This window comes from Stenotrophomonas bentonitica, from assembly GCF_013185915.1.
GTDB lineage: Bacteria > Pseudomonadota > Gammaproteobacteria > Xanthomonadales > Xanthomonadaceae > Stenotrophomonas > Stenotrophomonas bentonitica.
The window spans coordinates 311979-336149 of the sequence record NZ_JAAZUH010000003.1; the positions used below are offsets into that span (position 1 = coordinate 311979).

At 65.6% G+C, this 24171-nt stretch carries 27 protein-coding genes; 15 read left to right on the plus strand and 12 right to left on the minus strand.

Annotated features, from left to right (window positions below; genetic code table 11):
- Positions 1-7 precede the first annotated feature (7 nt).
- The 3 genes from HGB51_RS17345 (at position 8) to HGB51_RS17355 (ending at position 3936) form a co-directional block, all read left to right on the plus strand.
- Entirely contained in the window at positions 8-1609 is a 1602-nt protein-coding gene (locus HGB51_RS17345) for an EAL domain-containing protein (RefSeq protein ID WP_070208773.1), read from the plus strand.
- A gap of 175 nt (positions 1610-1784) precedes the next feature.
- Positions 1785-3395 carry an ABC-F family ATP-binding cassette domain-containing protein gene (locus HGB51_RS17350; protein WP_070208774.1) on the plus strand — a complete coding sequence of 537 codons (1611 nt, stop codon included), beginning with the start codon at positions 1785-1787 and terminating at the stop codon, positions 3393-3395.
- 169 nt (positions 3396-3564) lie between these two features.
- Positions 3565-3936, plus strand: coding sequence for a MerC family mercury resistance protein (locus HGB51_RS17355; RefSeq protein ID WP_070208775.1), 372 nt, complete (start codon positions 3565-3567; stop codon positions 3934-3936).
- A 90-nt stretch (positions 3937-4026) separates the two neighbouring features.
- On the opposite strand, the gene HGB51_RS17360 is transcribed toward HGB51_RS17355, so the two are convergent.
- Positions 4027-4302, minus strand: a complete 276-nt coding sequence (locus HGB51_RS17360) for a metal-sensing transcriptional repressor (protein ID WP_070208177.1) — start codon at positions 4300-4302, stop codon at positions 4027-4029.
- 52 nt (positions 4303-4354) lie between these two features.
- On the opposite strand from HGB51_RS17360, the gene HGB51_RS17365 reads away from it, so the two are divergent.
- On the plus strand, positions 4355-5425 hold the full coding sequence (locus HGB51_RS17365; RefSeq protein ID WP_070208178.1) for a cation diffusion facilitator family transporter: 1071 nt from the start codon (positions 4355-4357) through the stop codon (positions 5423-5425).
- 163 nt (positions 5426-5588) lie between these two features.
- Here the strand turns inward: HGB51_RS17365 and HGB51_RS17370 are convergent, their stop codons facing one another.
- Positions 5589-5930 carry a hypothetical protein gene (locus tag HGB51_RS17370; RefSeq protein WP_246233678.1) on the minus strand — a complete coding sequence of 114 codons (342 nt, stop codon included), beginning with the start codon at positions 5928-5930 and terminating at the stop codon, positions 5589-5591.
- A gap of 111 nt (positions 5931-6041) precedes the next feature.
- Between HGB51_RS17370 and HGB51_RS17375 the strand changes: the two genes are divergently transcribed.
- A complete protein-coding gene (locus HGB51_RS17375; protein WP_070208179.1) occupies positions 6042-6467 on the plus strand; it encodes a hypothetical protein in 426 nt (141 codons plus the stop codon).
- A gap of 258 nt (positions 6468-6725) precedes the next feature.
- Here the strand turns inward: HGB51_RS17375 and HGB51_RS17380 are convergent, their stop codons facing one another.
- Positions 6726-7211: an REP-associated tyrosine transposase gene (locus HGB51_RS17380; RefSeq protein ID WP_070208180.1), complete on the minus strand. Its 486-nt coding sequence runs from the start codon at positions 7209-7211 to the stop codon at positions 6726-6728.
- Positions 7212-7529: 318 nt separating this feature from the next.
- Between HGB51_RS17380 and HGB51_RS17385 the strand changes: the two genes are divergently transcribed.
- From HGB51_RS17385 to HGB51_RS17395, 3 genes are all read left to right on the plus strand, one after another.
- A complete protein-coding gene (locus HGB51_RS17385; protein WP_070208181.1) occupies positions 7530-7910 on the plus strand; it encodes a hypothetical protein in 381 nt (126 codons plus the stop codon).
- 64 nt (positions 7911-7974) lie between these two features.
- Complete coding sequence (locus HGB51_RS17390; protein WP_070208182.1) at positions 7975-8817, plus strand: class I SAM-dependent methyltransferase; 843 nt, start codon at positions 7975-7977, stop codon at positions 8815-8817.
- 115 nt (positions 8818-8932) lie between these two features.
- On the plus strand, positions 8933-9862 hold the full coding sequence (locus HGB51_RS17395; protein WP_070208183.1) for a GAF domain-containing protein: 930 nt from the start codon (positions 8933-8935) through the stop codon (positions 9860-9862).
- A 75-nt stretch (positions 9863-9937) separates the two neighbouring features.
- Here the strand turns inward: HGB51_RS17395 and HGB51_RS17400 are convergent, their stop codons facing one another.
- The gene (locus HGB51_RS17400; RefSeq protein ID WP_171966909.1) at positions 9938-10111 is read right to left on the minus strand and encodes a hypothetical protein; all 174 of its coding nucleotides are present in this window, start codon (positions 10109-10111) and stop codon (positions 9938-9940) included.
- Between the two features lie 86 nt (positions 10112-10197).
- Positions 10198-11010 carry an alpha/beta fold hydrolase gene (locus HGB51_RS17405; protein WP_070208184.1) on the minus strand — a complete coding sequence of 271 codons (813 nt, stop codon included), beginning with the start codon at positions 11008-11010 and terminating at the stop codon, positions 10198-10200.
- A gap of 179 nt (positions 11011-11189) precedes the next feature.
- On the opposite strand from HGB51_RS17405, the gene HGB51_RS17410 reads away from it, so the two are divergent.
- The 3 genes from HGB51_RS17410 (at position 11190) to HGB51_RS17420 (ending at position 14857) form a co-directional block, all read left to right on the plus strand.
- Positions 11190-11585, plus strand: coding sequence for a BlaI/MecI/CopY family transcriptional regulator (locus tag HGB51_RS17410; protein ID WP_070208185.1), 396 nt, complete (start codon positions 11190-11192; stop codon positions 11583-11585).
- The gene (locus HGB51_RS17415) at positions 11582-13132 is read left to right on the plus strand and encodes a M56 family metallopeptidase (RefSeq protein WP_070208186.1); all 1551 of its coding nucleotides are present in this window, start codon (positions 11582-11584) and stop codon (positions 13130-13132) included. Before HGB51_RS17410 ends, HGB51_RS17415 begins: the two co-directional genes overlap by 4 nt.
- Before the next feature lie 159 nt (positions 13133-13291).
- Positions 13292-14857: a serine hydrolase domain-containing protein gene (locus HGB51_RS17420; protein ID WP_070208187.1), complete on the plus strand. Its 1566-nt coding sequence runs from the start codon at positions 13292-13294 to the stop codon at positions 14855-14857.
- Here the strand turns inward: HGB51_RS17420 and HGB51_RS17425 are convergent.
- The 3 genes from HGB51_RS17425 to HGB51_RS17435 form a co-directional block, all read right to left on the minus strand.
- Complete coding sequence (locus HGB51_RS17425; protein ID WP_070208188.1) at positions 14854-15702, minus strand: XVIPCD domain-containing protein; 849 nt, start codon at positions 15700-15702, stop codon at positions 14854-14856. The two genes, HGB51_RS17420 and HGB51_RS17425, sit on opposite strands and share 4 nt — an antisense overlap.
- Positions 15703-15795: 93 nt before the next feature.
- A complete protein-coding gene (locus HGB51_RS17430; RefSeq protein WP_141739145.1) occupies positions 15796-16479 on the minus strand; it encodes a hypothetical protein in 684 nt (227 codons plus the stop codon).
- Positions 16480-16546: 67 nt separating this feature from the next.
- Positions 16547-16912 carry a winged helix-turn-helix transcriptional regulator gene (locus HGB51_RS17435; RefSeq protein WP_070208190.1) on the minus strand — a complete coding sequence of 122 codons (366 nt, stop codon included), beginning with the start codon at positions 16910-16912 and terminating at the stop codon, positions 16547-16549.
- Positions 16913-17020: 108 nt separating this feature from the next.
- Here HGB51_RS17435 and acuI point away from each other — a divergent pair, with 108 nt between their 5' ends.
- Positions 17021-18010, plus strand: coding sequence for an acrylyl-CoA reductase (NADPH) (gene acuI / locus HGB51_RS17440; RefSeq protein WP_070208191.1), 990 nt, complete (start codon positions 17021-17023; stop codon positions 18008-18010).
- Between the two features lie 152 nt (positions 18011-18162).
- The gene (locus tag HGB51_RS17445; protein WP_084738993.1) at positions 18163-19284 is read left to right on the plus strand and encodes a S41 family peptidase; all 1122 of its coding nucleotides are present in this window, start codon (positions 18163-18165) and stop codon (positions 19282-19284) included.
- A 223-nt stretch (positions 19285-19507) separates the two neighbouring features.
- On the opposite strand, the gene HGB51_RS17450 is transcribed toward HGB51_RS17445, so the two are convergent.
- Positions 19508-20650: a YncE family protein gene (locus HGB51_RS17450; protein ID WP_070208192.1), complete on the minus strand. Its 1143-nt coding sequence runs from the start codon at positions 20648-20650 to the stop codon at positions 19508-19510.
- A 183-nt stretch (positions 20651-20833) separates the two neighbouring features.
- Between HGB51_RS17450 and HGB51_RS17455 the strand changes: the two genes are divergently transcribed.
- The gene (locus HGB51_RS17455) at positions 20834-21049 is read left to right on the plus strand and encodes a hypothetical protein (RefSeq protein WP_070208193.1); all 216 of its coding nucleotides are present in this window, start codon (positions 20834-20836) and stop codon (positions 21047-21049) included.
- A 23-nt stretch (positions 21050-21072) separates the two neighbouring features.
- Here the strand turns inward: HGB51_RS17455 and HGB51_RS17460 are convergent, their stop codons facing one another.
- The 3 genes from HGB51_RS17460 to HGB51_RS17470 form a co-directional block, all read right to left on the minus strand.
- Positions 21073-21240: a hypothetical protein gene (locus tag HGB51_RS17460; protein ID WP_171966910.1), complete on the minus strand. Its 168-nt coding sequence runs from the start codon at positions 21238-21240 to the stop codon at positions 21073-21075.
- 15 nt (positions 21241-21255) lie between these two features.
- A complete protein-coding gene (locus tag HGB51_RS17465; protein WP_141739146.1) occupies positions 21256-21942 on the minus strand; it encodes a hypothetical protein in 687 nt (228 codons plus the stop codon).
- A gap of 276 nt (positions 21943-22218) precedes the next feature.
- Positions 22219-22908: a hypothetical protein gene (locus HGB51_RS17470; RefSeq protein WP_070208195.1), complete on the minus strand. Its 690-nt coding sequence runs from the start codon at positions 22906-22908 to the stop codon at positions 22219-22221.
- Positions 22909-23297: 389 nt separating this feature from the next.
- On the opposite strand from HGB51_RS17470, the gene HGB51_RS17475 reads away from it, so the two are divergent.
- Positions 23298-24161 carry a Smlt3025 familytype IV secretion system inhibitor gene (locus HGB51_RS17475; protein WP_070208196.1) on the plus strand — a complete coding sequence of 288 codons (864 nt, stop codon included), beginning with the start codon at positions 23298-23300 and terminating at the stop codon, positions 24159-24161.
- Positions 24162-24171: the final 10 nt, after the last annotated feature.

Genomic DNA, 24171 nt, shown 5'->3' on the forward strand with positions numbered 1-24171 from the left:
GGTCCGCTTGAAGCGCGTCAGCACCATCGCCGCCATTGCGCTAGCCGCGGTGCTCGGGGCCATCCTGCCGATGGCCGCGCTGCTCTACGTGAGCTGGAGCCGCGCCCAGGTGGCCGAAGCGGACCGCCTGCAGCACACCGCCGAGCGCACCCTGCAGCGTGCCCACCGCGCCTATGAAGGCGGCCTGCTGGCCCTGCGCAAGCTCAACCAGTTGGCCCTTCCGGCCTGCTCGCCCGAGCATGTGCGGCTGATGCGCAGCCTGGCCCTGGCCACCACCTCGGCCGAACAGGTGGGCTACTTCTCCGAAGGCCGGCTGCGCTGCACCTCCTGGGGCGAGGCCGACGAACTGGTTCCCGAACCCACCCCGGACCACATCACCGCCGACGGCGCCGCCATCACCCTCGGTGTGCGCCCCTCGGCCGGCGACGGCGCGGGCACCCTGCTCTCGGTGCAGCTCGGTCAGCACGACATCCTGATGGACCCGGAACGCTTCGTGGATGTCATCGCCGAAGCCAACGTGCGGCTGGCCGTGGCCACCCCCGACGGCCGCCTGATCGCCCAGCAGCCCATGGCCGACCCCGAGCTGCTGCAGCGCCTGCTGCGCGAGCCGCACAGCGGGCACACCCCGCGCACCCTGTTCGCCACCGCGCAGGACCAGGAATGGCTGGCCGTCGCCATCGCACCGCGCACCGGGCTGGTGGCCGCCTTCCGGCAACAGTTCTGGCAACTGCTGCCGCTGGGCGCGGTGGGTGCGATGCTGGCCATTGCCGGCGGCATCTGGCTCTCGCGCCGGCGCCTGTCGCTGCGCAGCGAACTGGCCGCCGCCGTGCGCCGCCGCGAGTTCCGCATGCATTACCAGCCCATCATCGAACTGGACACCGGCATCTGCGTCGGCGCCGAAGCGCTGGTGCGCTGGATACGCAGCGACGGCACCCAGGTACGCCCGGACCTGTTCATTCCGGTCGCCGAAGAAACCGGCCTGATCGAAGCACTCACCGACCATGTCATGGACCTGGTGCTCAGCGACATGCGCGAGCTGCTCATCCACGACCGCAGCGCGCATATCGCCATCAATCTCTCCGCCGGCGATGTCAGCAGCGGGCGCGCGTTGAAGGTGCTGACCGGCAAGCTGATCGGCACCAGCATCCACCCGCAGCAGATCTGGCTGGAAGCCACCGAGCGCGGCATCCTCGACATCCAGGCGGCGCGCACCTCGCTGGCGGCCGCGCGCCGGGCCGGTCACTGCGTGGCCATCGACGACTTCGGGGTGGGCTATTCCAGCCTGCAGTACCTGCAGCAGCTGCCGCTGGATGCGTTGAAGATCGACAAGTCGTTCATCGACTCGATCGGCACCCACAGCGCTACCAGCCCTGTCACCTCGCACATCATCGACATGGCCCGCACGCTCGGGCTGTTCACCGTGGCCGAGGGCATCGAGACCTCCGCCCAGCTGGCCTACCTGCAGTCGCGCCAGGTCGAATTCGGCCAGGGCTGGCTGTTCTCGCGCCCGTTGCCGGCGGCGGAGTTCATCGCGTTCCACGAGCAGCGCCGCAGCCAGTACGGCGAAGCGCCGGAGAACATGCAGAACCCCAACAGCATCAGCGAGTAGCGCTGTGCCGGCATTCATCGGCACCCGCCAGCGGGTGCCTATAATGGCCGCGCGGCATCCAGCCGCCCCCGTAATGAGGTGTGCCTGCATGCGCCAGTAATGCCGCCGTCGTCTGACGGCCAGTCTCCTTCCCGCCCTGTCCGCAGGGGGAGTCCTTGGCATTCCTGGAGGTCGCATGACCGCATTCGCCCTCACGCTCGACCGCGTGACACTCACCCTGCCCGACGGCCGGGTGCTCTTCTCCGATCTTTCCGCTTCGTTCGACACCACCCCCACCGGCCTGGTCGGTCGCAACGGCGTGGGCAAGAGCGTGCTCGGCCGCCTGCTGGCCGGCCAGCTTGCGCCCAGCAGCGGCCACATCCAACGCCAGGGCAAGGTGCACCTGCTCGCCCAGCACAGCGGCTTGCAACCCGGCCGCATCGCCGACCTCGCCGGCGTTGCGCCGGTGCTGGACGCACTGGACCGCATTGAAGCCGGCAGCGTGGACCCACACGACTTCGCCCTGGTCGGCGAGCGGTGGACCCTGCGCGAACAGCTGCAGGCGCAGTGGCAGCGGCTTGGCCTGCCCACGCTGGACCCGGCCGCGCCGGCGTCCCGGCTCAGCGGGGGCCAGGCCATGCAGGTGGCATTGGCCGGCGCCCTGTTGTCCGACGCCGACGCGCTGGTACTGGACGAGCCCAGCAACCACCTCGACAGCGCGCATCGCGCCCGCTTGATCGACGCCTTAACGCAATGGCGTGGCGGCCTGATCGTGATCAGCCACGACCGCGCCCTGCTGCGGCAGATGCAGCGCATTGTCGAGCTCAGCCCCAGCGGGCTGCGCAGCTATGGTGGCAACTACGATCATTACGCCGCACAGCGCCAGGACGAACAGGCCGCTGCCGAGGCGCAGCTGGCGGTGCGCAAGCGCGAGCGGCGGCAGGAGCAGAACGCACTGCGCGAACAGCGCGAGCGCCAGGAGCACCGCCAGTCGCGCGCGCAGCGCGACGCACGCACCGCCAACCAGGCGCCGATCCTGCTGGGCGGCATGAAGAACCGCGCCGAGAACAGTGCGGGGCGCCTGCAGGCACAGCACGCCGAACGGCGTGCAGCTGCCGACGGACGCGTGCGCGACGCAGCTGCGGGTGTCGACGCGGCTACGCAGATCGCAATGCTTGGCCCTGCGTTGGCCGCGCCGGGCCCGCAACAGGTGGCGTCGCTTGAAGGCGTGATCCTGCCGTGGGTGGAACCACGCTGGCAGCACATCGACCTGCACCTGCAACGCGGCAACCGGGTCGGCGTGCGCGGGCGCAACGGCAGCGGCAAATCGACTCTGTTGCGGGTACTGGCGGGTGAGCTGGAACCGGTGGCGGGCGAGGTGAAGCGCGCGGCAGGCACCGCCCTGCTCGACCAGACCCTGTCATCGCTGCCCGCACAGGACTCGGCGCTGCAACTGCTGCAGCGCGCGAATCCGCAGGCCAGTGAGGCCACGCTGCGCACCCAGCTGGCCCTGCTCGGGCTGGACGCCGAACGCAGCCTGCGCCCGCTCGCTACGCTCAGCGGCGGCGAGCGCATGAAGGCCGCGCTTGGTGCAGTCCTGTACGCGGAAGAACCACCGCAATTGCTGCTGCTGGACGAGCCCGGCAACCACCTGGACCTGGCCTCGCTCGCTGCGCTGGAGGAAATGCTCAACCAGTACCGGGGCAGCGTGGTCATCGTCTCCCACGACCAGGCGCTGCTGGATGCGGTGCAGTTGACTCATCAGCTGGACGCCGTGGACGAAGGGTGGGAGCTGAACCTCCTGTAGGCCGGGCGGGGGCCGCGACGCTGGCCGCAGCCGCGCTGCGGGCAATACTGCGGGTCGCGGGTGACCCGCAGCGTTCCATCCGCTGGCCTCAAATCAGGCGTGTCCGTCCGTGCAGGGCCCTGCATTGAATGTTAGTGTATAACACCTCATGCTCCAGGCCCCCACGCCCATGAAGCCAAGTTCCGCCCTGCTCGACGCAGGCGCCATTGCCCTTTCCAGCCTGTGCCTCCTGCACTGCCTGGCCCTGCCGTTGCTGGCCGCCGCGTTGCCATTGATGGGCGTCTGGGCCGAAGCCGAATGGGTGCACATCGTGTTCGTCGCCATCGCTGCGCCGACCACCGGTTTCGCGCTGTGGCGCGCCCACCTTCAGCATCCGTTGCCGGCCCTGGCCCTGCTCAGCGCCGCCTCGGGCCTGCTGCTGCTCCTGGCCGGCGCCGCCGGCTGGCCGAGCCACGAGGCCGAAACCCCGATGACCGTGGCCGGCAGCCTGCTGCTGGCGAGCACCCACATCTGGAATGCCTGGCGCCGGCATAGGCATTGAGTCCATCGGCTCCGGCGCAGCCGGGCAGAGCCCGGCTCTACCTCGCCGCGCTCGCCAATACACCGTAGCGCCGGGCTCTGCCCGGCCGCGTCACCGCCCGTAGGCCCGCAGCAACTTCACCAATACCTGTGCTTCCGCCGCCCGCTCTGCGGGATCCTCCGGCGACACCACGTGCGCCTGCAGGTGGTCATCCAGCAGCGCCATCAGCAGCGCATGCGCCGCACCGCGCACCGCCGAGGCCTGCATCAGCACGTCCGTGCAATCGGCCTCCTCTGACTGCAGCGACGTCTCAAGGGCAGACACCTGCCCCGCCATCCGCCGCACGCGTGCCAGCAGAGCCTTACGTTGTGATTGAACATGCGCCATGGGGCCAAAGCATATACCCTATGGGGGTATATTCCAAGGCTCAGTTCCCCCCATGTCCCTCGCCGCAACCGCAGACGCCCGCCGCCACAGCCACCGTTTCGACGACGGCAACCCGCTGGCCGAACGCCGCACCCGCCAGGCCCTGTACCTAACCACTGTGATGATGGTGGTCGAGATCGTCGGTGGCTGGTGGTTCAACTCCATGGCCGTCCTCGCCGACGGCTGGCACATGAGCTCGCACGCGCTTGCCTTGGGCATGGCCGCATTCGCCTACGCCTGCGCCCGCCGCTACGCGCACGACGGCCGCTTCGCCTTCGGCACCTGGAAAATCGAAATCCTCGGCGGCTACACCAGCGCCATCGCCCTGCTCGGCGTAGCCCTGCTGATGGCCGTGCAATCCACCGAACGCCTGTTCTCGCCGAGCAGCATCCACTACAACCAGGCCATCGCCATCGCTGTTGTCGGCCTGGTGGTGAACCTCATCTGCGCGTGGTGGTTGCATGACAGCGACGGGCATGGGCACAGCCATAGTCATGGTCATGGTCATGGTCATGGTCATGGTCATGGTCATCATGGGCACAAACACAGCCACGCTCATGACCACGCAGATCACGGCGCGCACGATCACGATCACGGCCACGCATCCCACACCGGCAACGCCCAGGCCGCAGACCTCAACCTGCGCTCGGCCTACCTGCACGTCATCGCCGACGCCGCCACCTCCGTCCTCGCCATCGTCGCGCTGATCGGCGGCAAACTGTGGGGCGCCGCATGGCTGGACCCGCTGATGGGCCTGGTCGGCGCCGTACTGGTCACCGTGTGGGCGATCGGGCTGCTGCGCGACACCGGCCGCATCCTGCTCGACGCCGAGATGGACGCGCCGGTAGTGGAGGAAGTACGCGAAGTGATCGAAGAGGGTCCGTGGGCCGCACGCCTCGCCGACCTGCACGTGTGGCAGGTAGGTCGCGGCAAGTACGCCGTAGTAGCGAGCGTCGTTACCGACTCAGACGTCACGCCCGATCAGCTGCGCGAAGCCCTGTCCGTGCACGAAGAGCTGGTCCACATCACGGTCGAATTGCATCGCGCGAAGAGCAGCCGGGCAGAGCCCGGCGCTACGGCGTAGAGCCGGACTCTGCCCGGCTGAGCGACGCTACACACCCCCCCCCGGTAGAGCCGGGCTCTGCCCGGCTGAGCAACGCCACACCCCTCGGTAGAGCCAGGCCCTGCCTGGCTGAGCAGCGCCAGCGAACCCCAAGGTTGCACCCGCCCCTACCCGGCCGTACGCCTCAGAACCGGAACAACATCCCCGCCAGGAACAACAACAACGGCAGCGCACTGATGACCGCGCCGACGATACCCACCCACGGCCAACGTTCCCCACGCACCCGCGATCCAATGGTGCAGAGCAACCCCAGCACCGACGACGCCAACACCCCCACGGCAACCCCGGCACTCCCGACCAGGAACCGCGCCACCTCCGGGGAAGCCTGCGCAGCCGCATAAGCGGCCGACAACAAGACCGGCGCCACCAGCCAACTGAGCGCCCCCAGCAGCGGCCAGCGCCGGTGGACGGCAGCGGGTGCAGGAACTGCGGATTTCGATAGCGCCGTAGCGCCGTGCTCTGACATGGGGCGTGCTCCGTGTGATGGCTCAACCGTACACCATCAGCACCCGTGCACATCCCCTCACCCGGCACAGGCGCACCATGGCCCCATACCTGTCCCAAGGGGGGATCCGAAATGCGCACACTACCGTTGGTACTCCTGCTGCCCAGCGCCCTGCTGCTGACCGCCTGCGGCAACCGCGACACCAGCCCCGGCACCTTCTCTTCCGATCCCCTGCTGGGCTGCTTCTCCACCCACCCCCGCAAGCCGGCCGAGTTCCGCATCGAACAGGAAGCGGGACACTACTTCGTTTCCTTCAACCGCGACGAACAATGGCAGCGTGACAGCACCCCGCTGCAGGTCTCTTCGCGCGCGGACATCGCGCATTTCTTCAAGGACGATGCCGACCAGATCGACAAGGCGCTGGTGCGCCCCTCGGGCGGCTTCGGTATTTTCCACTTCAACCCCGGCGCCACCCTGAAGGGCAAGGACAAGGACAGCGACTACATGGCGCTCGTCCTCATTGGTGCCGGCCCGGTGTTCCAGGTCAACTGTCCCTGAGCGCCGCATCGCTGGCGCTCCCGCAAGGCGATCCACGAATGTGCAACTGCCGCCGGCGTTGCCTCGTCGGCGCGGTTCCCCTCCGCGCCCAACCCCAGCGTGACCCATGCATGCAGTGGCGAAGCTTTCGCCGTGTCCCCCGTCCCCTGTAACGCGCCCCGCAGGCAGTGCTCCCCACCTGCGAAGGCGCCACAGGCCATGCCCCCGCATGGCCGTGTTCCATCAGCCACGCACTGCGCACCACGCTCCAACCAAGCGTCAGCATGGCTCCTCCTCCCCAGCCCGCCTGCGGTGAATCGAGCTGTACGGCCATTCGCACGCATCGCGCACCAACCCATGCCGGACCGGGTTGTCATGCACATAGGCCACGTGCCGCTGCACGTCCTCTGCATCCAGCAACCGGTGTTCGCGGAAGTCGTCATGCCACAGCGGCCGTACGCTGCGGTCGCGGTGCACCACTGCGCGCGCAGGCTGACCGGGCAACTGACGATCGAACACCGCCTGGATCTGCAGCCACCGCCGGTGGCCATCCTCATCACCCGCCGGCAGCGTCCACACCCCGTGCAGGTGGTTGGGCAGCACCACGATCGCATTGATCCGGAAGGGTCGCGCCTGCTGCGCCACCCGGAACGCCAGCCCGAGCGCCTGCGCATGCTCCACCAGCAGGTCGCTGCGCCGATCGCGCAGGTGCGCACTGAAGTAGTACGCGGCGCCGGGTTGCCAAGTGTCGTGTGGAATGCCCATGCCCGCAGTGTGCAAACCTGCACGCGCCCGAACGATCAGGCCAGAGCGCACCAAGGCGTCGGCAAGCCCCTGACCCCACCGTAGGTCCCAAACACCCCCACTGGACCGGTAGCGGAACGCCACGCGTGTCCCAAGAAATCCTTGCCACCCGATAACACCAACATCCCCGCGAAGCGCGCATTCGGCCCACTCCCGCAAGACGCACCGCACAGTTACGCACTTTTCAATCGCCCTGCGTTCGCAGCTGCGACCCAGCGCACACCAGCAGGCGGAGCAGCCCGAACAGACTGGCCGCCCGCGACCTATGGGCGACCTGCGATGTACACCTTGCTGCTGTGGCTGCTGACTGCCACCACCGAGCCGTTCCCACCCGGCTTCCACGACCGCCCCGGCGTCGCCGAGGACGGCACCGCCGTAGTGATCCGGACCGGCCTGTGGGACGACTTCCAGGGCGGCATAGCCGCCGTGGAGCAGGTGTTGATTCCAAACGAGGACGGCTCATTCACCTATCAGTACGAGCGCCAGTCGCGGCTGACCCGCATGTACCACGCAACCTACTGCGGGCACGAAAACATGTACCCGGGCGAAGGCGATGCCGTGTTCAGCGGCCCCGGCACCTACGGCGGCTGGCACTGCAGTCGGGAGACCGCAACGCGCCCCTCCACGAAACTGGAGCACCTCACCGAACCCCCTATCTGACCCAGCCTTCCGCCCATCTCGGTTACGATGCCCACCCCTTGCTGCCCCGCCCCACCCAGATCCCGTGCCCCATTACACCGGCCCCCTGCTTACCCGCCCCCTTGCCGAAGCCCTGGTCCGCGCGCGCGACGCCGGTGCCACCGAATGGACCGGTTCGCTGGACCTGGCGCGCTCCACCGGCACCGCGCTGCTGGGCCCGGACAGCTGGCAGTGGAAGGGCGAAACCTACGCCTACCCGGGCAAGACCAAGGACCGCACCCTGTACTACTGGGACGGCGAGGAGTTCCTGGCGGTATCGCGGTTCGGCTCGGCGCTGATCAAGCTGGTGCCCACCGAGTGGGACGCGCCCACCTTCGAGATCGATGGCATCAAGATGCTGCCCAGCGCGAAGGTGTCGCCCTATGAAGACGCGCGCCAGAAGGTGGCGCTGGTCGCCCCGGCCGGCAAGACCGTGCTCGACACCTGCGGCGGGCTCGGCTACTTCGCGGCGTGCTGCCTGGAAGCCGGCGTCGCCCGCATCCAGTCGTTCGAGAAGAACCCCGACGTGCTGTGGCTGCGCACCCTCAACCCGTGGTCGCCCGACCCTGATGCCCCCAGCAGCGGCGGCCGCCTGTCGTTGACCCACGGCGACGTGTCGCAGGCCATCGAAGGCCTGGAGAGCAGCTCGGTGGACGCGATCCTGCACGACCCACCGCGCTTCGGCATTGCCGGGGAACTGTACTCGCAGGTGTTCTACGACCAGCTGGCGCGGGTGATCCGCAAGGGCGGGCGCATGTTCCATTACACCGGCGCCCCCAACAAGCTCACCAGCGGCCGCGACGTGCCACGCGAAGTGGCCAAGCGGCTGGAGAAGGCCGGCTTCAAGGCCGAGCTGGCGTTGGACGGCGTGCTCGCGGTCAAGCGCTGAGGCGCACCTACCGCACGCCCACGTGAACCGGCCGGACCGCCTCCACCCGGGCTTAACCTGAACAACATGCAGCTGCCCTACCCTAGCGCCATGTCCACGCGCTACAGGTAACTGCATGACCGCAAGCCCCACCGCCACCTTCGACGAAGCCGAACGCCAGCGCGCCCTCGATGCGCTGCATATCGTGGGCAGCCTGCCCGAACCGGCCTACGACGACATCGTGAAAGTCGCCGCCGCCGTCTGCGGCACGCCGATGGCGCTGGTGACCCTGATCGACCGCGACCGCCAGTGGTTCAAGGCCCGCACCGGGCTGGACGGCATCCAGACCGAACGCAACGTGGCCGTGTGCGACCACGCCATCCGCCAGCCGACCCAGCTGATGGAAGTGGGCGACCTCACCCAGGACGCGCGCTTCGCCGACAATCCCGTGCTCAAGGACATCGGCGCCCGTTTCTACGCCGGCATGCCACTGGTGACCGAAAGCGGCGCCGCGGTGGGCAGCGTGTGCGTGGTGGACCTCAACCCGCGCGAGCTCAACACCACCCAGCGCGAGGCCCTGCAGGCGCTGGCCCGCCTGACCATGACCCTGATGGAAGGCCGCAGCCGCGAGCGTGACCAGCAGGTTGCCTCCATTCTCGACCACGGCGTGGCCGAAGAAACCGCCGCTGCGCCAGACGCGGCCGGTGCCTACAGCGTGGTGATCCTGGAGCTGCAGGACCTCAGCGAGCTGGCCCAACGCCTCGGTGATCGCGGCCTGGACCGCCAGCTGCAGCAGCTGGACCAGGCGCTGGAGCAGTGCCTGCAGCCCGACCGCGGCGACAGCATCAACCGCGTAAGCGGCAGTGGCGAGTTCATCGCGGTACTCGGCAGCAGCGATGTCGAAGACACCCTGACACGGTTCAAGCACGTCGCCCGCGAAGCCAACCAGAATGCAGGCGCCACCCTGCTGCTGGGCGCGGCTTCAACCAGCACCGCAGAATCCACCACCGCAGTCTTCCTGCGTGCCGACCAGGCGCTGAGCGCAGCCAAAGACGCACTTCGCTGAAAGCGCTCCAACGGAGATAGGGCAACGGCGCGATGAGCAATCACCGCGCCGTTGTTTTATCGCCTCGCAGTTCAATCACTCCCCGCGCGCCAACTTCTTCGCCCACATGTTGTCGACCAGGTTCGGGTAAGCGCGCCCATTCTCATCAGCACGCTGCTTGGCTGCCTCCTTCTGCGAAGCAGAAAGCGGCTGCCCCTTCTTCCCCTTGGGATTGGGCTTCTCCCAAGGCGGCTTGGCAGTCTTACGCATGCCAGACGACCCTCTCATATGCATTGCAATCCCGCGTAGCGACACGCCACGCGTGTCCCAAGCAGCCCAAGCCGCAGCCGCAAAAATTACCGCGCCAGAAAAGCAACCAACGCCGCATTGAACTGCTCCGGATGACTCGCATTGAACCCATGCGGCGCATCCTCAACCAGCGAAAGCTCACTATGCGCGATCGCCGCACGCGTCCGCGCCCCAGACCCTTCAAACGGCACCGTACCATCGCTGTCACCATGCAGCACCAGCGTAGGCACCGTCACCTTCTTCAGATCCTCGCGGAAGTCCGTAGTTCCAAACGCCTTCATGCACCCCAGCGCAGCCGTCTGGTCCGACTGCTTGCACAGCGCAATCGCCTCCTGCCGCTGCTTCTCGGTGACCTTCAACTCACCCTTGGCGCTGAAGAAATCGGTGGTGAACCCATCAAAGAACTCGTCCCGGTGGTTCTCCAGCCCCAACCGCATCTGCTCCGCCTTCTCTTCGGTGAGCGGCCCCTCGGGGTTGTCAGCGGTTTTCAGCATGTACGGCGGCACCGCAGCGGCAAACACCACGCTGCGCAGGCGCTGTTCGCCATGCCGCGCGATGTAGCGCGCCACCTCGCCGCCGCCCATCGAGAACCCCACCAGCGTGGCATCGCGCAGGTCCAGGTCATTGAGCACCCCGGCCAGATCGTCGGCCAGCGTGTCGTACTCGTAGCCATCTGCCGGCTTGTCCGAACGCCCGAACCCGCGACGGTCATACGCCACCACCCGGTAGCCCGCCGCCTTCAGCACCGGCACCTGCGCCTTCCACGATTCGGCCGACAGCGGCCAACCATGGATGAGCACCACAGGACGGCCATTACCGCCGGTGTCTTCTACGTGCAAGCGAACGCGTGATGCAGTCATGGGAACTCCTGATGGTTCGAAAGGAAGTTCGACCTTAGACAACGCAGCAAACAGCACCCGTGAACAAATCCGGCGCCGCACTGACATCGTGTGCACACCCATTACTAATTACATAGTTGACACCCCCCGCCGGCCAGGCGCAGGATGCCACCATCAACTAAAGAACCAGTAGAAGCCCCATGGCCCGCCCTGTCTCGCCCACGCTGACCGATTCCGAACGCCGCATCCTGGAAGTGCTGTGGAAAAAGAAGGAAGCCTCCGTGCGCGAGGTGACGGACGAGCTGTCGAAGAAAAAGCCGGTGGCCTACACCACCGTGCTCACCATGTTCAAAGTGCTCGACAAGAAGGGCCTGGTTCACCACCGCGCAGAAGGCCGCGCCTTCATCTACAGCGCCGCCATCAGCCGCAGCGAGGCTCGCAAGCAAGCGCTGGAGAACCTGCTCAAGTCCTTCTTCAACGACTCCCCCACCGTACTCGCCCAGCACCTGATCGAAGATCACGATATCGAGGCAGACGAGCTGCAGGCGCTGCGCAAGCGCGTGGACGATGCTGCCAAACCGGGAACGCCGAAATGACCGTGCACTGGAGCGACGCATTGATGACGTTCGCGCTGCAGCACCTGTGGCACAGCGCCCTGCTGTTCGCACTGGCAGCCGTCGTAGTAGCAAAGAGCCGCCTGGGCGCCGAAGCCCGCTCCTGGCTCCTATGCGGCGCCTTTGCCCTGGCCGCCATCTCCCCGCTGCTGGTCCTCCGCTCAATGCCCGTAGAGCGGGGCTCTGCCCCGCTGCACACAACAACCGCCGCTCCAGCGCACACCCCCAAGGTAGAGCCGGGCTCTGCCCGGCCGCACGAAGCACCCCAAACCGCGGTTACCGCGCCCTCTACCCGCCTCTCTGCGCTTCACGTCATCGCCCTGCTCTGGCTCCTCGGCACCACCTGGCAACTACTCCAGCTGCTCCGTGGCGCCCAGTTGGCCAACACCCTGCACCGCACCGCCCGCGTCGCGCCAACCTTGAACGCGCTCCTCGGCCACCAGCTCCCGCGCAACACCACGGTTGCCGAATCAGACACTGCCCCCGGCCCCATGGTCGTAGGCCTGCTCTCCCCGCGCATTCTCATCCCCACCCACCTCACCACCACGCTGACGCCCACCGCCCTGCGCGACCTGCTCCTCCACGAGGCCGCCCACATCAACCGCAACGACCTCTGGTTCGCGGCGGCCCAGCGTGCCGTCCTTGCCGTCTACTGGTGGAGCCCCTGCATGCGCCTGCTCAGCACACGCCTTGACCTCGCCCGCGAGATCGCCTGCGACACCCGCGCCGCCACTCTGAGCCGCAGCGGCCGCACCTATGCCGACTCACTGCTCACTGGAATTGCCACCCTGCGCAGCGGCACGCACACCGCGCCGCTCGCCGTCTCCATGTCCAGCAGCCGCAGCGGCCTGTCCCAGCGCATCGACCACCTGCTGCGGCTGGACACTGCGACCACCGGATTGGCCACCCGCGTGCTGTGGAGTGCGTTGATCGCGCTTGCCCTCGGCGCGCACATCGGTGTCACCGTGGCCGCCACGCCGCGCCTGGGCACTGCGCCGGCTCAGGTCGATGGTGACGAACCCAAGCGCAGCGTCTCGCCGCGCGCCGAACACCTGCTCAGCGCCGCCGCCGAAGGCAACACCGCCCAGGTGCAGCTGCTGGTGACCGATGGCGTTCCCGTGGACACCACCGTACGCGGCGAAGGCACCGCCCTCATCAACGCCGCGCGCAACGGCCAGCTCGGCACCGTGGACGCGCTGCTGGCGCTCGGCGCCCAGCCCAACCTGCACGTGGGCGGCGACGGCAACCCGCTGATCGCCGCCGCCCGCAATGGCCACCTGCCGGTCGTGCAGCGGCTGGTCAACGCAGGTGCCGACGTCAACCGCATCGTGCCGTGGGACGAAACCCCGTTGATCAATGCCGCGCGCAGCGGCGATGTGGCAACCGTGGCCTTCCTCATCGACCACGGCGCCGACGTCAACCTGGGCGTGGTCGCAGACTTCGGCAAATGGCGCTCCCCGCTCAACCAGGCACGCAATGACAGCGTGCGCGACTACCTGGTGCAGCACGGCGCCGTGTCCCGCCGCTAAACCGTACCGCAGCACCGCACACCACATGCGGCACCCACCCGGTGGACGGCGACGTCCCACCACCGGCGCGGCTGCGCTTGATTCCTCGAATTCCGCACCTCCAGCGGCGTGCACGCGCACGCCTTCGCTTCACGCTGCCCAAACCAGAGAGGCTCCCACATGCACGCCATCACTGCCCGTCACATCGCCTCACCGAGCCGCCGCAGCATCCACGCACCACAGCGCGCGCTCACCCTCTGCGCTGCACTGGCGCTGCTGGTCAGCGCTTCGGCCTTCGCCGGAGACCGCCACGACCCCGCCATCGACGCCTTGCTCGCCAACGGCCTGCGCCCCACGGTGCTGCAGCCCGACGCAGCACTTCCGAAGTGGTCGCTGCAGGCACGCATGGAAGAGCACCACGTGCCCGGCGTGGCCATCGCCGTGCTGCGCGATGGCAAACTGGTGCACAGCGCCGGGTATGGCACACGCGAAGCCGGCGCCCGCAGCGGTGTCGATGCAGACACGTTGTTCTCGGTAGGCTCGGTAAGCAAAGTCGTCACCGCCACCACCACGTTGCGCCTGGCCGCCGAAGGCAAACTCGCCCTGGACCAGGACATCAACACCTACCTGCGCAGCTGGAAGGTACCTGCCACCCCCACCGTGCCGGCGCCGAAGCTCACCCTGCGCATGCTGATGTCGCATACCAGCGGCCTGGGCGTGCACGGCTTCGCCGACTACCTGCCGGGCGAACCGTTGCCCACCCTGCTGCAGACCCTGGATGGCACTGCCCCGGCAAAGAACAAACCCATTCGCCTCGTCCACACTCCGGGCGAACGCAGCGACTACTCCGGCGGCGGCGTGATGGTGGAGCAGCAGGTGCTGGCAGACGTAACCGGCCAACCCTTGGACGCCATCGCCCGGGCGCAGGTCTTCGACCCACTGGGCATGCAGCGCAGCCGCTACACGGACCCGCAACCGGACACCGACAACATCGCCAAGGCGCACGACGGCGAAGGCGCACTGACCGCCCTGCCGCGCGGCTGGCAGTCGTTCCCGGAACAGGCCGCCTCAGGCCTGTGGACGAGCGCCAACGACATGGCCGCCTTCGTCGCCGCTCTCACCGCCAGTTATCGCGGCCAAGGCAATTTCCTGCCCCGCCCGATCGCCACCGACATGATGACCGAGGTCTCGCCCAGCTGGCACGGCCTGGGCCCGCGTCTGGACGGCGCCGGGCAGACCCGCATCTTCCACCACGGCGGTTCGAACGACAGCTACCGCGCCTGGATCGAGGGCTATCTGGAAACGGGCGACGGGCTGGTCATCCTGACCAACGGCGAGAACGGCGCCGACCTGGCGGCTGAGATCCGCAATGCACTCAGCGACGCGATTGGTCACGGCGTGAATCCACCGGTGCGCACCGTTGCCCTCGACCTGAGCGATGCCCGGTATGCCGACTACGCCGGCATCTTCGAGCGTGACAACAGCATCCCCATGGACCAGCGCCGCGCCCTGGCCGACTTCTTCGACATTCCGGCGTTGCAGGTGAAGGTAGCGAATGGCGAGGTGCCGGTGGGCATGGCCGGCGCCCCGCGCGATGGGCAGGTGCTGCCGATCAGCCCGAACCGGTTTGTGTCACCGGATATTGATGGGCTGCAGATTGAATTCCTTCGGGATGCGGGTGGGAAGGTGAGCGTGCTGACGGTAGTACACGGTGAGGGCCGTGCACGCTACGTGCGCAAGCCTTAGCCCATCCGAAGGACAGCTGCCTCACGCTCCTGCGTCTGGCTCTGTTCGTTCTGCGCCACCAGTTGCTGTTGCGAGAGCTGGTGGTCATTGGCCAACTGCTCGCTGCGCTCCAATGAAGCCTCCACGGGGGTTTGTGCAGCAACTGCCGTGGACATTGCCGCTCGCAAATGGGCAGGATCGCCCCGCTCGCCCTGCACCACGAAGATGTTCTCGGCCGCTGGTGCGTTGGCCGTGCGGTCACTCAGCATCACGTGGTCCACGCGGGACAGCCCGTTCTCCTTGGCGAGTACCAGCAGGCTGGCACTGATGCGCTCGCTGGTCGGGTCAAACGACCGGCCGTTGGCGGCATCCAGCTCTGCAACCTTCCCCTGAATCTGTTCAAGCATCGGCTCGTTCTCGGAGATCAGCCACTGCTGGAACGTGCGCTTCGGCATTGGATGGTCAGTCTCGATGTTGAGCTTGCTATCCGGATATGGCGCTTGAATGCTCTTGATCTCATTCTTGTTGTTCAAGGGCCTGATCGCCCCCTCGAACGTCTTGTCCGCTTCGGCCTTCGCTTGCCGGTGCAGGCCCGCGTGGTTGAGCGCTCCCCATGTGAAATCAATGCAGCTATTGGAGAGCCCGCCGTACTGCAGATTGAACCCGTGCTGATCGGCTCCTCTTCCGAACTCAATTATCTTTTCGTACTGCGCCTTGCTGATCTCCATCCTGCGCGCGTAGAACGGATCGATGTACTCGAGGAAATCTTCATTGTTCACTGCGCCCGGACCACTGGTCGCGCCGTGCTTGGCTGGCGCGAAGCCAAAGCTCTCGCGCTCCTTGCCGTGTTCGACCACCAGGTACATGTGTCCCGCTGCGGAAGTACCTCCCGAACGAAGAGGAGTTCCGGGGGCGGCAACATATACGGTAACGGTGTAGGGCGGATCCTTTTCCATGAGCTACTTTCCGCGCTTGAAGTACGCAACCAACAGTTCGGCGTTTTGACCCTCAAACTCCGGATGGTCTTGCAGCAACTCGACAGTCAGGCGGTAGTGACCCGGCTGAATCTGCTCTGCGACCGCGAATTTGAACTGGGTCTGCAAGAGTTCGGCGTTCACCAACCCAGCTTCTTGAAGCAGGGTGGGATCGGTGCTGCTGATGGTGACACCCGGGACAGTTCCATCCGGCGGTACCGCGACCCACTCACCCGGCCCGGAAGTCACCCGACTGAGCGGCACCACCGTGATGGCTCCCTCTTCCACGCGCAGAAGACGCACCCTTGCCGCGAGTTCTGCTTGCATCAGCTTGCTTGAGAGAGCGATATCGGACTTCACATCTGCGCTTTCGGTGCGGAAGCCGAGCATGAGCATCGGCGCAGCATTCGGTCCCGGCGGGGGCAACTCAAATTCGACATCCGCGATTTCGCCGGCCCTATCGAGCGAAATCGATCGCGTAAGCGGCACTTCATTCCGTATATCGGCCTCCTCCCGCGAGAGCGGCTTAACTGGCTGGGAGACCTCCGCACCACGGCCGCATCCGGAAAGGCCGACGCCAGCGACGATGGCAACGGCGCCGGCTAGAAACGATCTCACTAACCGCAGTCGCATGGTCCAGCCCTTTTGTGGTGACGATAATCCTGTCATACGCACATCCTGAAGCACGCACTCCGATGGAGGAATAGGAGAAACCTTACCCGCCCCCTGCACCACGTCACACTTCGGCGTCTTCCTCCCCTTCCGCCGCCTTCTCCCGATTCATCTTCTTATACGCAGTCCCCCAGTCCCGCATCGCCAGCAGCACCGGCACCAGCGTCTGCCCCAGCTCCGAAAGCCGATACTCCACCTTCGGCGGCACCTCCGGGTACACATGCCGCACCACCACGCCGTCGGCCTCCAGCTCACGCAGCTGGCTGGTCAGCATCGACTGCGTTGCATTGGGAATCAGCCGGGTCAGTTCCATGAACCGCTTGGTGCCGGGCACCAGATAGAACAGGATCACCGGCTTCCACGTGCCGCCCATCACCGAGAGCGTGGCCTCCACGCTGCAACCGGTCTTGCCATACACGCGCCGCGCCATTGCTGGATACTCCTGAAAACCGTAGTAGCTATGGAAATGCATAGTTCTTGTGGCAACCACGGCACGACCATAGCATGCAGGTCATACCCCCACAGGTGAGGCACGCCCATGACATTCAACGCACTGCTGGCCAGCAAAGATGGCGACCAGGTTTCCACCCAGCTGGTGAGCTTCGACGAAGCAGACCTGCACGAAGGCGACGTACTGGTGCAGGTGGAGTACTCCACCCTGAACTACAAAGACTCGCTGGCGATGACCAACCGCTCGCCGGTGATCCGCAACTTCCCGCTCATTCCCGGCATCGACCTGGCCGGCACCGTGCTCGAGTCCACCAACACCGGCTTCCGCAAGGGCGACCGCGTGGTGCTCAACGGCTACGGCCTGAGCCAGACCCACCACGGTGGCCTGGCCCAGCGCGCGCGCGTACCGGGCGAGTGGCTGGTGAAGCTGCCCGACAGCATCAGCAGCAAGGACGCCATGGCCATCGGCACCGCCGGCTACACCGCCATGCTGTGCGTGCTGGCGCTGGAACACGGTGGCGTAATGCCGGAACGCGGCGACATCCTGGTGACGGGCGCCAACGGCGGCGTGGGCTCCATTGCGCTGGCGATCCTCTCCAAGCTCGGCTACCGCACCGTGGCCTCCACCGGCCGCCCCGAGCACGCGCAGTACCTGAAGGACCTGGGCGCCGACGAACTCATCGACCGCGCCACGCTGGCCGAGCCGCGCACGCGTGGCCTGGACGCCGAACGCTGGGCAGGCGTGGTGGACGTGGCCGGTAGCCACACGTTGGCCAATGCGCTGGCGCAGACCAAATACCGAGGCGTGGTGGCAGCAGCTGGGCTGGCGCAGGGTGTGGACCTCACCACCTCCGTGCTGCCCTTCATCCTGCGCAACGTGACCCTCGCCGGCATTGATTCGGTGCAGGCGCCGCATCAAGTGCGTGCGGAAGCGTGGAAGCGGCTTGCTACCGATCTGGATCTTGGCAAGCTCGCCAGCACCGTGGAAGTGATTGGGCTGGAGAAGGTGCTGGACGTGTTCCCGGACTTCCTTGAAGGGAAGGTGCGTGGCCGGCTGGTGGTGGATGTGAACGCCTGAGCATTTCGCCGTAAGATCGGTGAGATGAGCACTGAGCATGCCTTCGTCGGGCGCCCACACCAGGCGCCCGACGTCAATCGGTACGCGAGACCAGCCACCGGTAGGGTCGCACCCCAGTCGACTGCACGTAACACCGCAACACCCGGTAGGGCATGAACCCAAACGAAGGCGCTGCAACCCAGGCAACCAAGGAGCAAAAACGCGTGACACCCGCTAAAGGACTAGCAGTACTTGGAACCACCGCAGCCCTGGCAGCCGCCCTCGCATTCCAGTCCATGGCCGCTCCACCTCACCCGGTGGGCCAACTCCCAGGCGTTCGCCAGGAGATACTGCACCTGCTCGAACGAGGCGCTCTCTATCGCGATCAGGTCGACTGGCCCGCAGCCCGCAAACAGCTCCAACAAACCAAAGATTCCGCCGAAGCCGACAAACTGATCGACCAGCTCATCGCTCGCAGCACCGGCAATCACGGCCTCTGGATCCGCGTATCGGCGATGTCCACCCCATCTGGCCGCATGCAGCGCCTTGCACGACCCGAGCAGCTACGGCGTCCGAGTGCTGCCACCGCATCCAGTCCGCAGCAACGCCAGTCCGGCCACGCAGACCCCATTGGCTGGATATCCGTACCGAGTTTCAAAGAGGACTCAACTGCGTCTACTTCCCTGCAGAATCAGCAGAAGGTCACGTTCGCAAGCCTGCTGCAATCGCAGCTCAAGGCCGAAGACGAGATCAACCGGTGCGGCTGGATCGTAGACCTCCGTGCGAATCAGGGCGGCAACATGTGGCCCATGTTGGTGGGCGTAGCACCGCTTCTTTCGACGGATCCAAAGCGGAAGGAGGTCATTGGTGCGTTCAACGCCGGAGCAATAAAGCAGATCTGGAGCATCCAATCCGGCCGTGTCGTTCGGGGTGACAGCACGCCAGTGGAATTGGATTCCCCAGCCTATGTGCTCAGGCATCCCGCTCCACCCGTGGCGGTACTTCTGGGCCCCGACACCGGGAGCTCCGGAGAAATGCTTGCCTTGGCCTTCAGGGGGCGACCTGCCACCCGCAGCTTCGGAAAGCCAACCGCCGGGTACTCCACAGCCAACCATCCAGCACGCCTACAGGACGGGAGCATGCTGCTGCTCACTGGCTCCGTTGCGGTTGATCGGAACTTGAAGGGAGACGGCGGAAGAATCGAGCCGGATGTCACCATTAACGATAGAACTGAAACCGAGGCTGCAGCTCGCAACTGGCTGCTGCAACAGGCTGCGTGTCGTGCGGCGGGATAGGCCTGGAAGCAGCAGCCCGATAGACCTAAGCCATGAAGTGGCGACGTCATTCGTAACATCAATTTAAACCGTAACATCGGCCAGTGTTACGGTTCAATTCGATGTTATGGCGGCCGCCTTGTCATTGACACGCATGGCGTGTCACTACGCTTAAGGCGTGCGTTTTCTGTCAGACGATGCCCGGCAACCAACAGCGCTGCCGGGCCTCCGAAGCCAGTCGCCCTTAAAGCGCAATCCGCGCCACAGACTCCTCACTTCCCTTCTCGTCCTTGTCCCCATTCTTGATGGTCACATACAGGACGTTCTTCTTCGCATCCAGCGCCAGGCTGTTCGGGTGGGTCGGCACGTCATACGCCCCCACCTGCTTGTAGCTCTCACTGTCATACGCAGTCACCGTACCGGCTTCCCGGTTGGTCACATACAAACGCTTGCGCGGCGCATCCAACAGCAGCCCCAGCGGGCCTGCGTCGGTGGCAATGCTCGCCAGTTCCTTGCCCGTGGTCGGGTCCAGCACCAGCACGCGCTGGCCCGGGTGCTTGGAGGCGAAGCCCGGAATGCTGCTGCCTTGGTACTTGCGGATCATCTCCAGCCCCTGGTCGGTCACGAACAGGCGCTTGCCGCTCGGGTCCAGGGCCAGGTTCATCGGCTGCTCGGCGCTGATGTTGAAGCGCTGCTCCACCTTGCCACTCTCGGTGCCCACGGTGACCACTTCGCCCAGCAGGTTGGAGGTCAGCACGCGCTTGTTGGCCGCATCCAGGGTCAGCCCCGGCGCCTTGGCGTTGCCCAGGCCCGGAATGGTGTTGATCAGCTTCAGCGTCTTCGTATCCACCACGAACAGCACGCTGCCCTCGCCGGAGTGGCCGGTCACGTACAGGCGGTTGTTCGGGGAATCCACCACCAGCTCGCGCAGGTCGTGGGTGTAGCCGGCCTTGCCGTCCTTGCCCACCTTCTTTTCCATCAGCTGCACGATGCCCACGGCCTTGTTGGTGGCCGTATCCACCACGGTCACCGAGGTGTCCACGGTGTTGCCCACGTACAGGCGGTTGTGGGCGTCGTCCAGCACCACGCCGAACGCCTTGCGCTCCAGCGGGATGTTGGCTTCAACGGCCAGCGAATCCGGATTCAGGCGCAACACCTGCGAAGGGCCCGCGGCATCGCCGAAGCCGCCCGAGGAGGCCACGAACAGCGCGTTCTGGGTCGGGCTGAAGGCCAGCTCGTACAGGCCCTGCGCAACGGCAGTGCGCTGGACGGAGGAAGCGGCGGCGGTGGTGCCGGCCTTTTCGGCGGCAAAGGCAGACGGAGCGCCAAGGGTCAGGCTGACGGCCAGCGCCAGGGCGGCCGAACGGAACAGGGAACGAGGGTGCATGCGAGCGTCCTTGTGAGAGGCAGAGGAAGGATCCTGGCTCGCGTGGCCGCTGGGAGGAGCGGCCAACCGCACGGTCGAAACACGTGGGAAGGCTGGCTGGCCCGGACATCTTAACAGGCGTGGGCCCGTCCCATCCTATGAGACGGCCCTGCGCCATCCTGCAGCCCGCTTCGGAGGAACACCATGAACAAGATCGACGCCGACTGGCTGGAAGAACTCAACGACGCCATGCGCAGCCTGTTTGCCATCAAGGCGCACGACCCGGAACTGGATCAGCGGTTGTTGATCAGCTACTACGACCTGGAGCCCCGGGACGCGGCCGTGGCGATCGGGAATGACTACGATCTGGATCGCAGCGAGGCTATCTGGCCGCCGGCTGGGTTGGTGTGGAACAGCTGAAGCCGAGCCTCTCGGGGCACGAACTATTTCATCGCGTCAAAGAGATTGCCAAAAAGCTTGGCGATCTCCCCGCCTTCGCTCCACAGGAACCAGAAGGACAGCACCAATGCGAGACCATGTACGTCGCGCTTCCTGACCCTGAACGTGTAGTACCTGTTGTCTGCCATCTTTCTCGTATCTTCCTGATTCATGATCTTGCTTCCTCCTTACCGACCTTCCATCAAACGCAGAATCTCCGTGACCCTGCGCTCCAGGTTCCGCCGCTCCAGATCACTTTTCAGGATCCTTTTCACCGCGCCTTCGTAATCGTCGCTGGCACAACCCATCATCGCCAGGCACATGCTCCCCATCAATGCGCTGGAAGGTCCGCAGTCGTACCCCATGCGGCAGGCGGCTACCTGCCATGCTTCGCTGGCTTGATCTCCAGTCACCAGTTCCCCGGCGGGCCCGCTGAACCCGGCCGGAAAGTTTCTAAACAACGTGCTGCCCATGGCAAACACGGCAGCAGGATCGTTTGAGCCGAGTACTTCTTCTATCAGGCTGGCAGATTCCGCCGCGTCTACGCTCTTCTTGTTCAAGGCGTTGTCCGTCAACCGGGCGGCCAGGTCACCGTTCTCGGCCGCTTGCGCGTACCAGCCACGAATAAGCTCCAGCGGCACGATGGCGCCGCCATCCACCACGTCGCACTGTGCGACACGTTCGCGAGCTACCCGCTCCAGCCCCTGCAGTTCTGCAGGGTCGGTCATCATTCCGCCAGTGGCATCCACAAAGCCGAGGAAGTGTTCGCGGTTGAAGTTGACGATGTAGCAAGACTCGTACGTATCCGCCAGCAAACGCTGGGCAACAGCATCGCCAGCCTTGGCCCGCCGCTTCAGGTCCTCGAAGGTCTTCAACCTGACTACTTCTGCGGGGCGCCCTTGGCCGGTGCTGATAGCAGGTCCAGCGGCCTTCGGAGCAGGCGCGGCTGGAAGCTGCGCTGCCTGTTCCTTCCCACGTGGGATTTCGACCCGTGCCGCCGGAACGTTCCGCCACAAGAAAAAGCCCGCCAGGACGGCAACCACCCCTACTCCAAGCCAGACCCAAGCCCTGCTGGTCCTCGTACCAATTCCCTTTGTCATACAGCCACTCCCCCTGTGCTCAATGCGAGTGTAACCGCCACGCACCAGAATTCATTGGCCTCCAATCAGCTCCAGAATCTCACTCACCCTACGTTCCAGCTCCCTGCGCTCGGCATCGGTGGGCAGCTCCCTCGTCAGAACATGGGTGTCCATGTCTTCGCCGAAACAGCGAAGCGTATCCAAGCAATTCAACACCATCCCCCTGCTGGCTGGCCCGCAGTCGTGCCCCATGCGGCATGCCGCCACCATCCATGACCAGGTAGCCAACGGTCCGGTCGTCATCGCCTCGGTAGCTTCGCCAGTGGTCACAGCTTCATCTACCCGAAGCGTGGCACCAAAGTAGAAGACGGCCGCAGGGTCACCAGAGGCAAGCACCTCTTCCAGAAGCTGCTCGTTCTCTGCAGGGTCATAAGGCTTCAGCTCATTCGCGCGCACCATTACGCGGGCTGCCAGGTCGCCACGCTTGGCGGCCTCGGCGTACCAGTGGGAAGCGAGTTGCGGTTCCAGCGGGCCGCCACCATCCACTGCGTCGCACTTTTCAATGCGTTCGCGCGTTGCCTGCTCCAGAAAGTCTATCTGGCTCTTATCACTGAGACTGCGCTTCCTCATGTCCATGGTGCTGATGAACGCGTCGCGATCCTCGTTGACGAAGTAGCAGTCGGCATGGGTTTCGGCCAGCAAGCGCTGCGCCACCCGGTCGCCCGCTTCGGCTCGCTGTTTCAGGGCCGCGAACTCCTGCAACCTGTGCTTCCGCGCAAGCGAGGCCTGAAGTTGACCGGGGCTGGAGGCAGCACTGGGCGCCCCCTCGGCACGCGAGGCCTGTACTGGCGCACCGTCCGTTCCAGGCACGTCGGTCTGCGCCGCAGGAACCTAGCGCCACAGTGCAACACCGACCAGCACGGCCACCACTCCCGCCGCCAGCCACAGCCTGGCTCTCCCCGCCATAGTGCCAACTCCCTTTGCCTTTGCGGCCCTCCTGTTGAATACCATGAACGGATGGCGCCGAACCAGCCATTTGCGACACGACCAACGTCTGCGACCGGCTTGCACCGCTGACTCAATCAGCCCGTTTCTGTCCCGTTGACGCCCCCTTGCCTATAGTGATCTCCATCAAAGCAATGGAACGCCCCATGAGCGTGATGTCATCCGGCCGGTGCCTGGCAGTTGCACTCGCCGTCGCCCTGAGCGCCAGCGCCTGCGCACGGACGCCGCCAACCGAACACAAAGGGACTTCGAACATGTCGGAAGCAACTGAAACAGGTCGTACCCTCAACGGCCACACTTACACCAATGCACCGGTGGACGTGCGGCTGGGGCCTAACACCTTCCGCATTCCTGCAAACTACCTGGACAGCCAGATCGCTCCCTGGCCCGGCGACGGCGTGAGTCTGGTGATCGAATGGCCGGACATGAAACCCACGCCTCCGGGCGCTCGTGCCAACCCCCGCACCAACGATTTCCGAAAGGAAATCCGGATACTGGTTGACCACGTCGACCGGGTGCCGATCGAGACCCTGCTGCAGCGCCAGGCCAGCAACGACGCCATCACCGGTGAAGGCTCATTGGAGCGCAACGATCCGTCCAAGCGGCTCGACCTGCGCGTCGCCCAGCCTGAGCAGCTGGGGCTGACCCCCTATGCAATCAACGAAACGCTGATGGCCGAGTACGCGCGCGCGTACGAAACCAAGTATGGCTCGCCCCATCCCCGCAACCCCGCGTATGAAGATGACTGGTACATCGCGCGGGACCCATCCGGCGAGCTGAGCACCTTCATCAAATGCGACAGCCACAAGCATAGTGCTGACGGGCTGGAGATCAAAGGCAGGGAGCTCGTAAACACCGAGTCAAGGACGGTTGCCAGTTGCACCCACTACATCGTGGACACTGAAAACAGCCTTTCAATCAGCCTCAGCTACAACCGCGTGTTTCTTAAGGACTGGAAGGCCATGGAAGTGGCCGTACGGGACGTCTTGAACCGCTCCAAGGTCAAGTAGCCCCGTCAGA

What these genes read in the sequence shown, in the direction of transcription:
- HGB51_RS17355 (WP_070208775.1), top strand. Translation starts at nt 3,565, where the DNA reads ATGAAGCCAAGTTCCGCCCTGCTCGACGCAGGCGCCATTGCCCTTTCC.
- HGB51_RS17410 (WP_070208185.1), top strand. Translation starts at nt 11,190, where the DNA reads ATGGCCCGCCCTGTCTCGCCCACGCTGACCGATTCCGAACGCCGCATC.
- HGB51_RS17385 (WP_070208181.1), top strand. Translation starts at nt 7,530, where the DNA reads ATGTACACCTTGCTGCTGTGGCTGCTGACTGCCACCACCGAGCCGTTC.
- HGB51_RS17445 (WP_084738993.1), top strand. Translation starts at nt 18,163, where the DNA reads ATGAACCCAAACGAAGGCGCTGCAACCCAGGCAACCAAGGAGCAAAAA.
- HGB51_RS17420 (WP_070208187.1), top strand. Translation starts at nt 13,292, where the DNA reads ATGCACGCCATCACTGCCCGTCACATCGCCTCACCGAGCCGCCGCAGC.
- HGB51_RS17365 (WP_070208178.1), top strand. Translation starts at nt 4,355, where the DNA reads ATGTCCCTCGCCGCAACCGCAGACGCCCGCCGCCACAGCCACCGTTTC.
- HGB51_RS17450 (WP_070208192.1), bottom strand. Translation starts at nt 20,650, where the DNA reads ATGCACCCTCGTTCCCTGTTCCGTTCGGCCGCCCTGGCGCTGGCCGTC.
- HGB51_RS17380 (WP_070208180.1), bottom strand. Translation starts at nt 7,211, where the DNA reads ATGGGCATTCCACACGACACTTGGCAACCCGGCGCCGCGTACTACTTC.
- HGB51_RS17360 (WP_070208177.1), bottom strand. Translation starts at nt 4,302, where the DNA reads ATGGCGCATGTTCAATCACAACGTAAGGCTCTGCTGGCACGCGTGCGG.
- HGB51_RS17395 (WP_070208183.1), top strand. Translation starts at nt 8,933, where the DNA reads ATGACCGCAAGCCCCACCGCCACCTTCGACGAAGCCGAACGCCAGCGC.
- HGB51_RS17415 (WP_070208186.1), top strand. Translation starts at nt 11,582, where the DNA reads ATGACCGTGCACTGGAGCGACGCATTGATGACGTTCGCGCTGCAGCAC.
- acuI (WP_070208191.1), top strand. Translation starts at nt 17,021, where the DNA reads ATGACATTCAACGCACTGCTGGCCAGCAAAGATGGCGACCAGGTTTCC.
- HGB51_RS17460 (WP_171966910.1), bottom strand. Translation starts at nt 21,240, where the DNA reads ATGAATCAGGAAGATACGAGAAAGATGGCAGACAACAGGTACTACACG.
- HGB51_RS17475 (WP_070208196.1), top strand. Translation starts at nt 23,298, where the DNA reads ATGAGCGTGATGTCATCCGGCCGGTGCCTGGCAGTTGCACTCGCCGTC.
- HGB51_RS17425 (WP_070208188.1), bottom strand. Translation starts at nt 15,702, where the DNA reads ATGTACCTGGTGGTCGAACACGGCAAGGAGCGCGAGAGCTTTGGCTTC.
- HGB51_RS17405 (WP_070208184.1), bottom strand. Translation starts at nt 11,010, where the DNA reads ATGACTGCATCACGCGTTCGCTTGCACGTAGAAGACACCGGCGGTAAT.
- HGB51_RS17455 (WP_070208193.1), top strand. Translation starts at nt 20,834, where the DNA reads ATGAACAAGATCGACGCCGACTGGCTGGAAGAACTCAACGACGCCATG.
- HGB51_RS17400 (WP_171966909.1), bottom strand. Translation starts at nt 10,111, where the DNA reads ATGCGTAAGACTGCCAAGCCGCCTTGGGAGAAGCCCAATCCCAAGGGG.
- HGB51_RS17375 (WP_070208179.1), top strand. Translation starts at nt 6,042, where the DNA reads ATGCGCACACTACCGTTGGTACTCCTGCTGCCCAGCGCCCTGCTGCTG.
- HGB51_RS17435 (WP_070208190.1), bottom strand. Translation starts at nt 16,912, where the DNA reads ATGGCGCGGCGCGTGTATGGCAAGACCGGTTGCAGCGTGGAGGCCACG.
- HGB51_RS17350 (WP_070208774.1), top strand. Translation starts at nt 1,785, where the DNA reads ATGACCGCATTCGCCCTCACGCTCGACCGCGTGACACTCACCCTGCCC.
- HGB51_RS17430 (WP_141739145.1), bottom strand. Translation starts at nt 16,479, where the DNA reads ATGACAGGATTATCGTCACCACAAAAGGGCTGGACCATGCGACTGCGG.
- HGB51_RS17370 (WP_246233678.1), bottom strand. Translation starts at nt 5,930, where the DNA reads ATGTCAGAGCACGGCGCTACGGCGCTATCGAAATCCGCAGTTCCTGCA.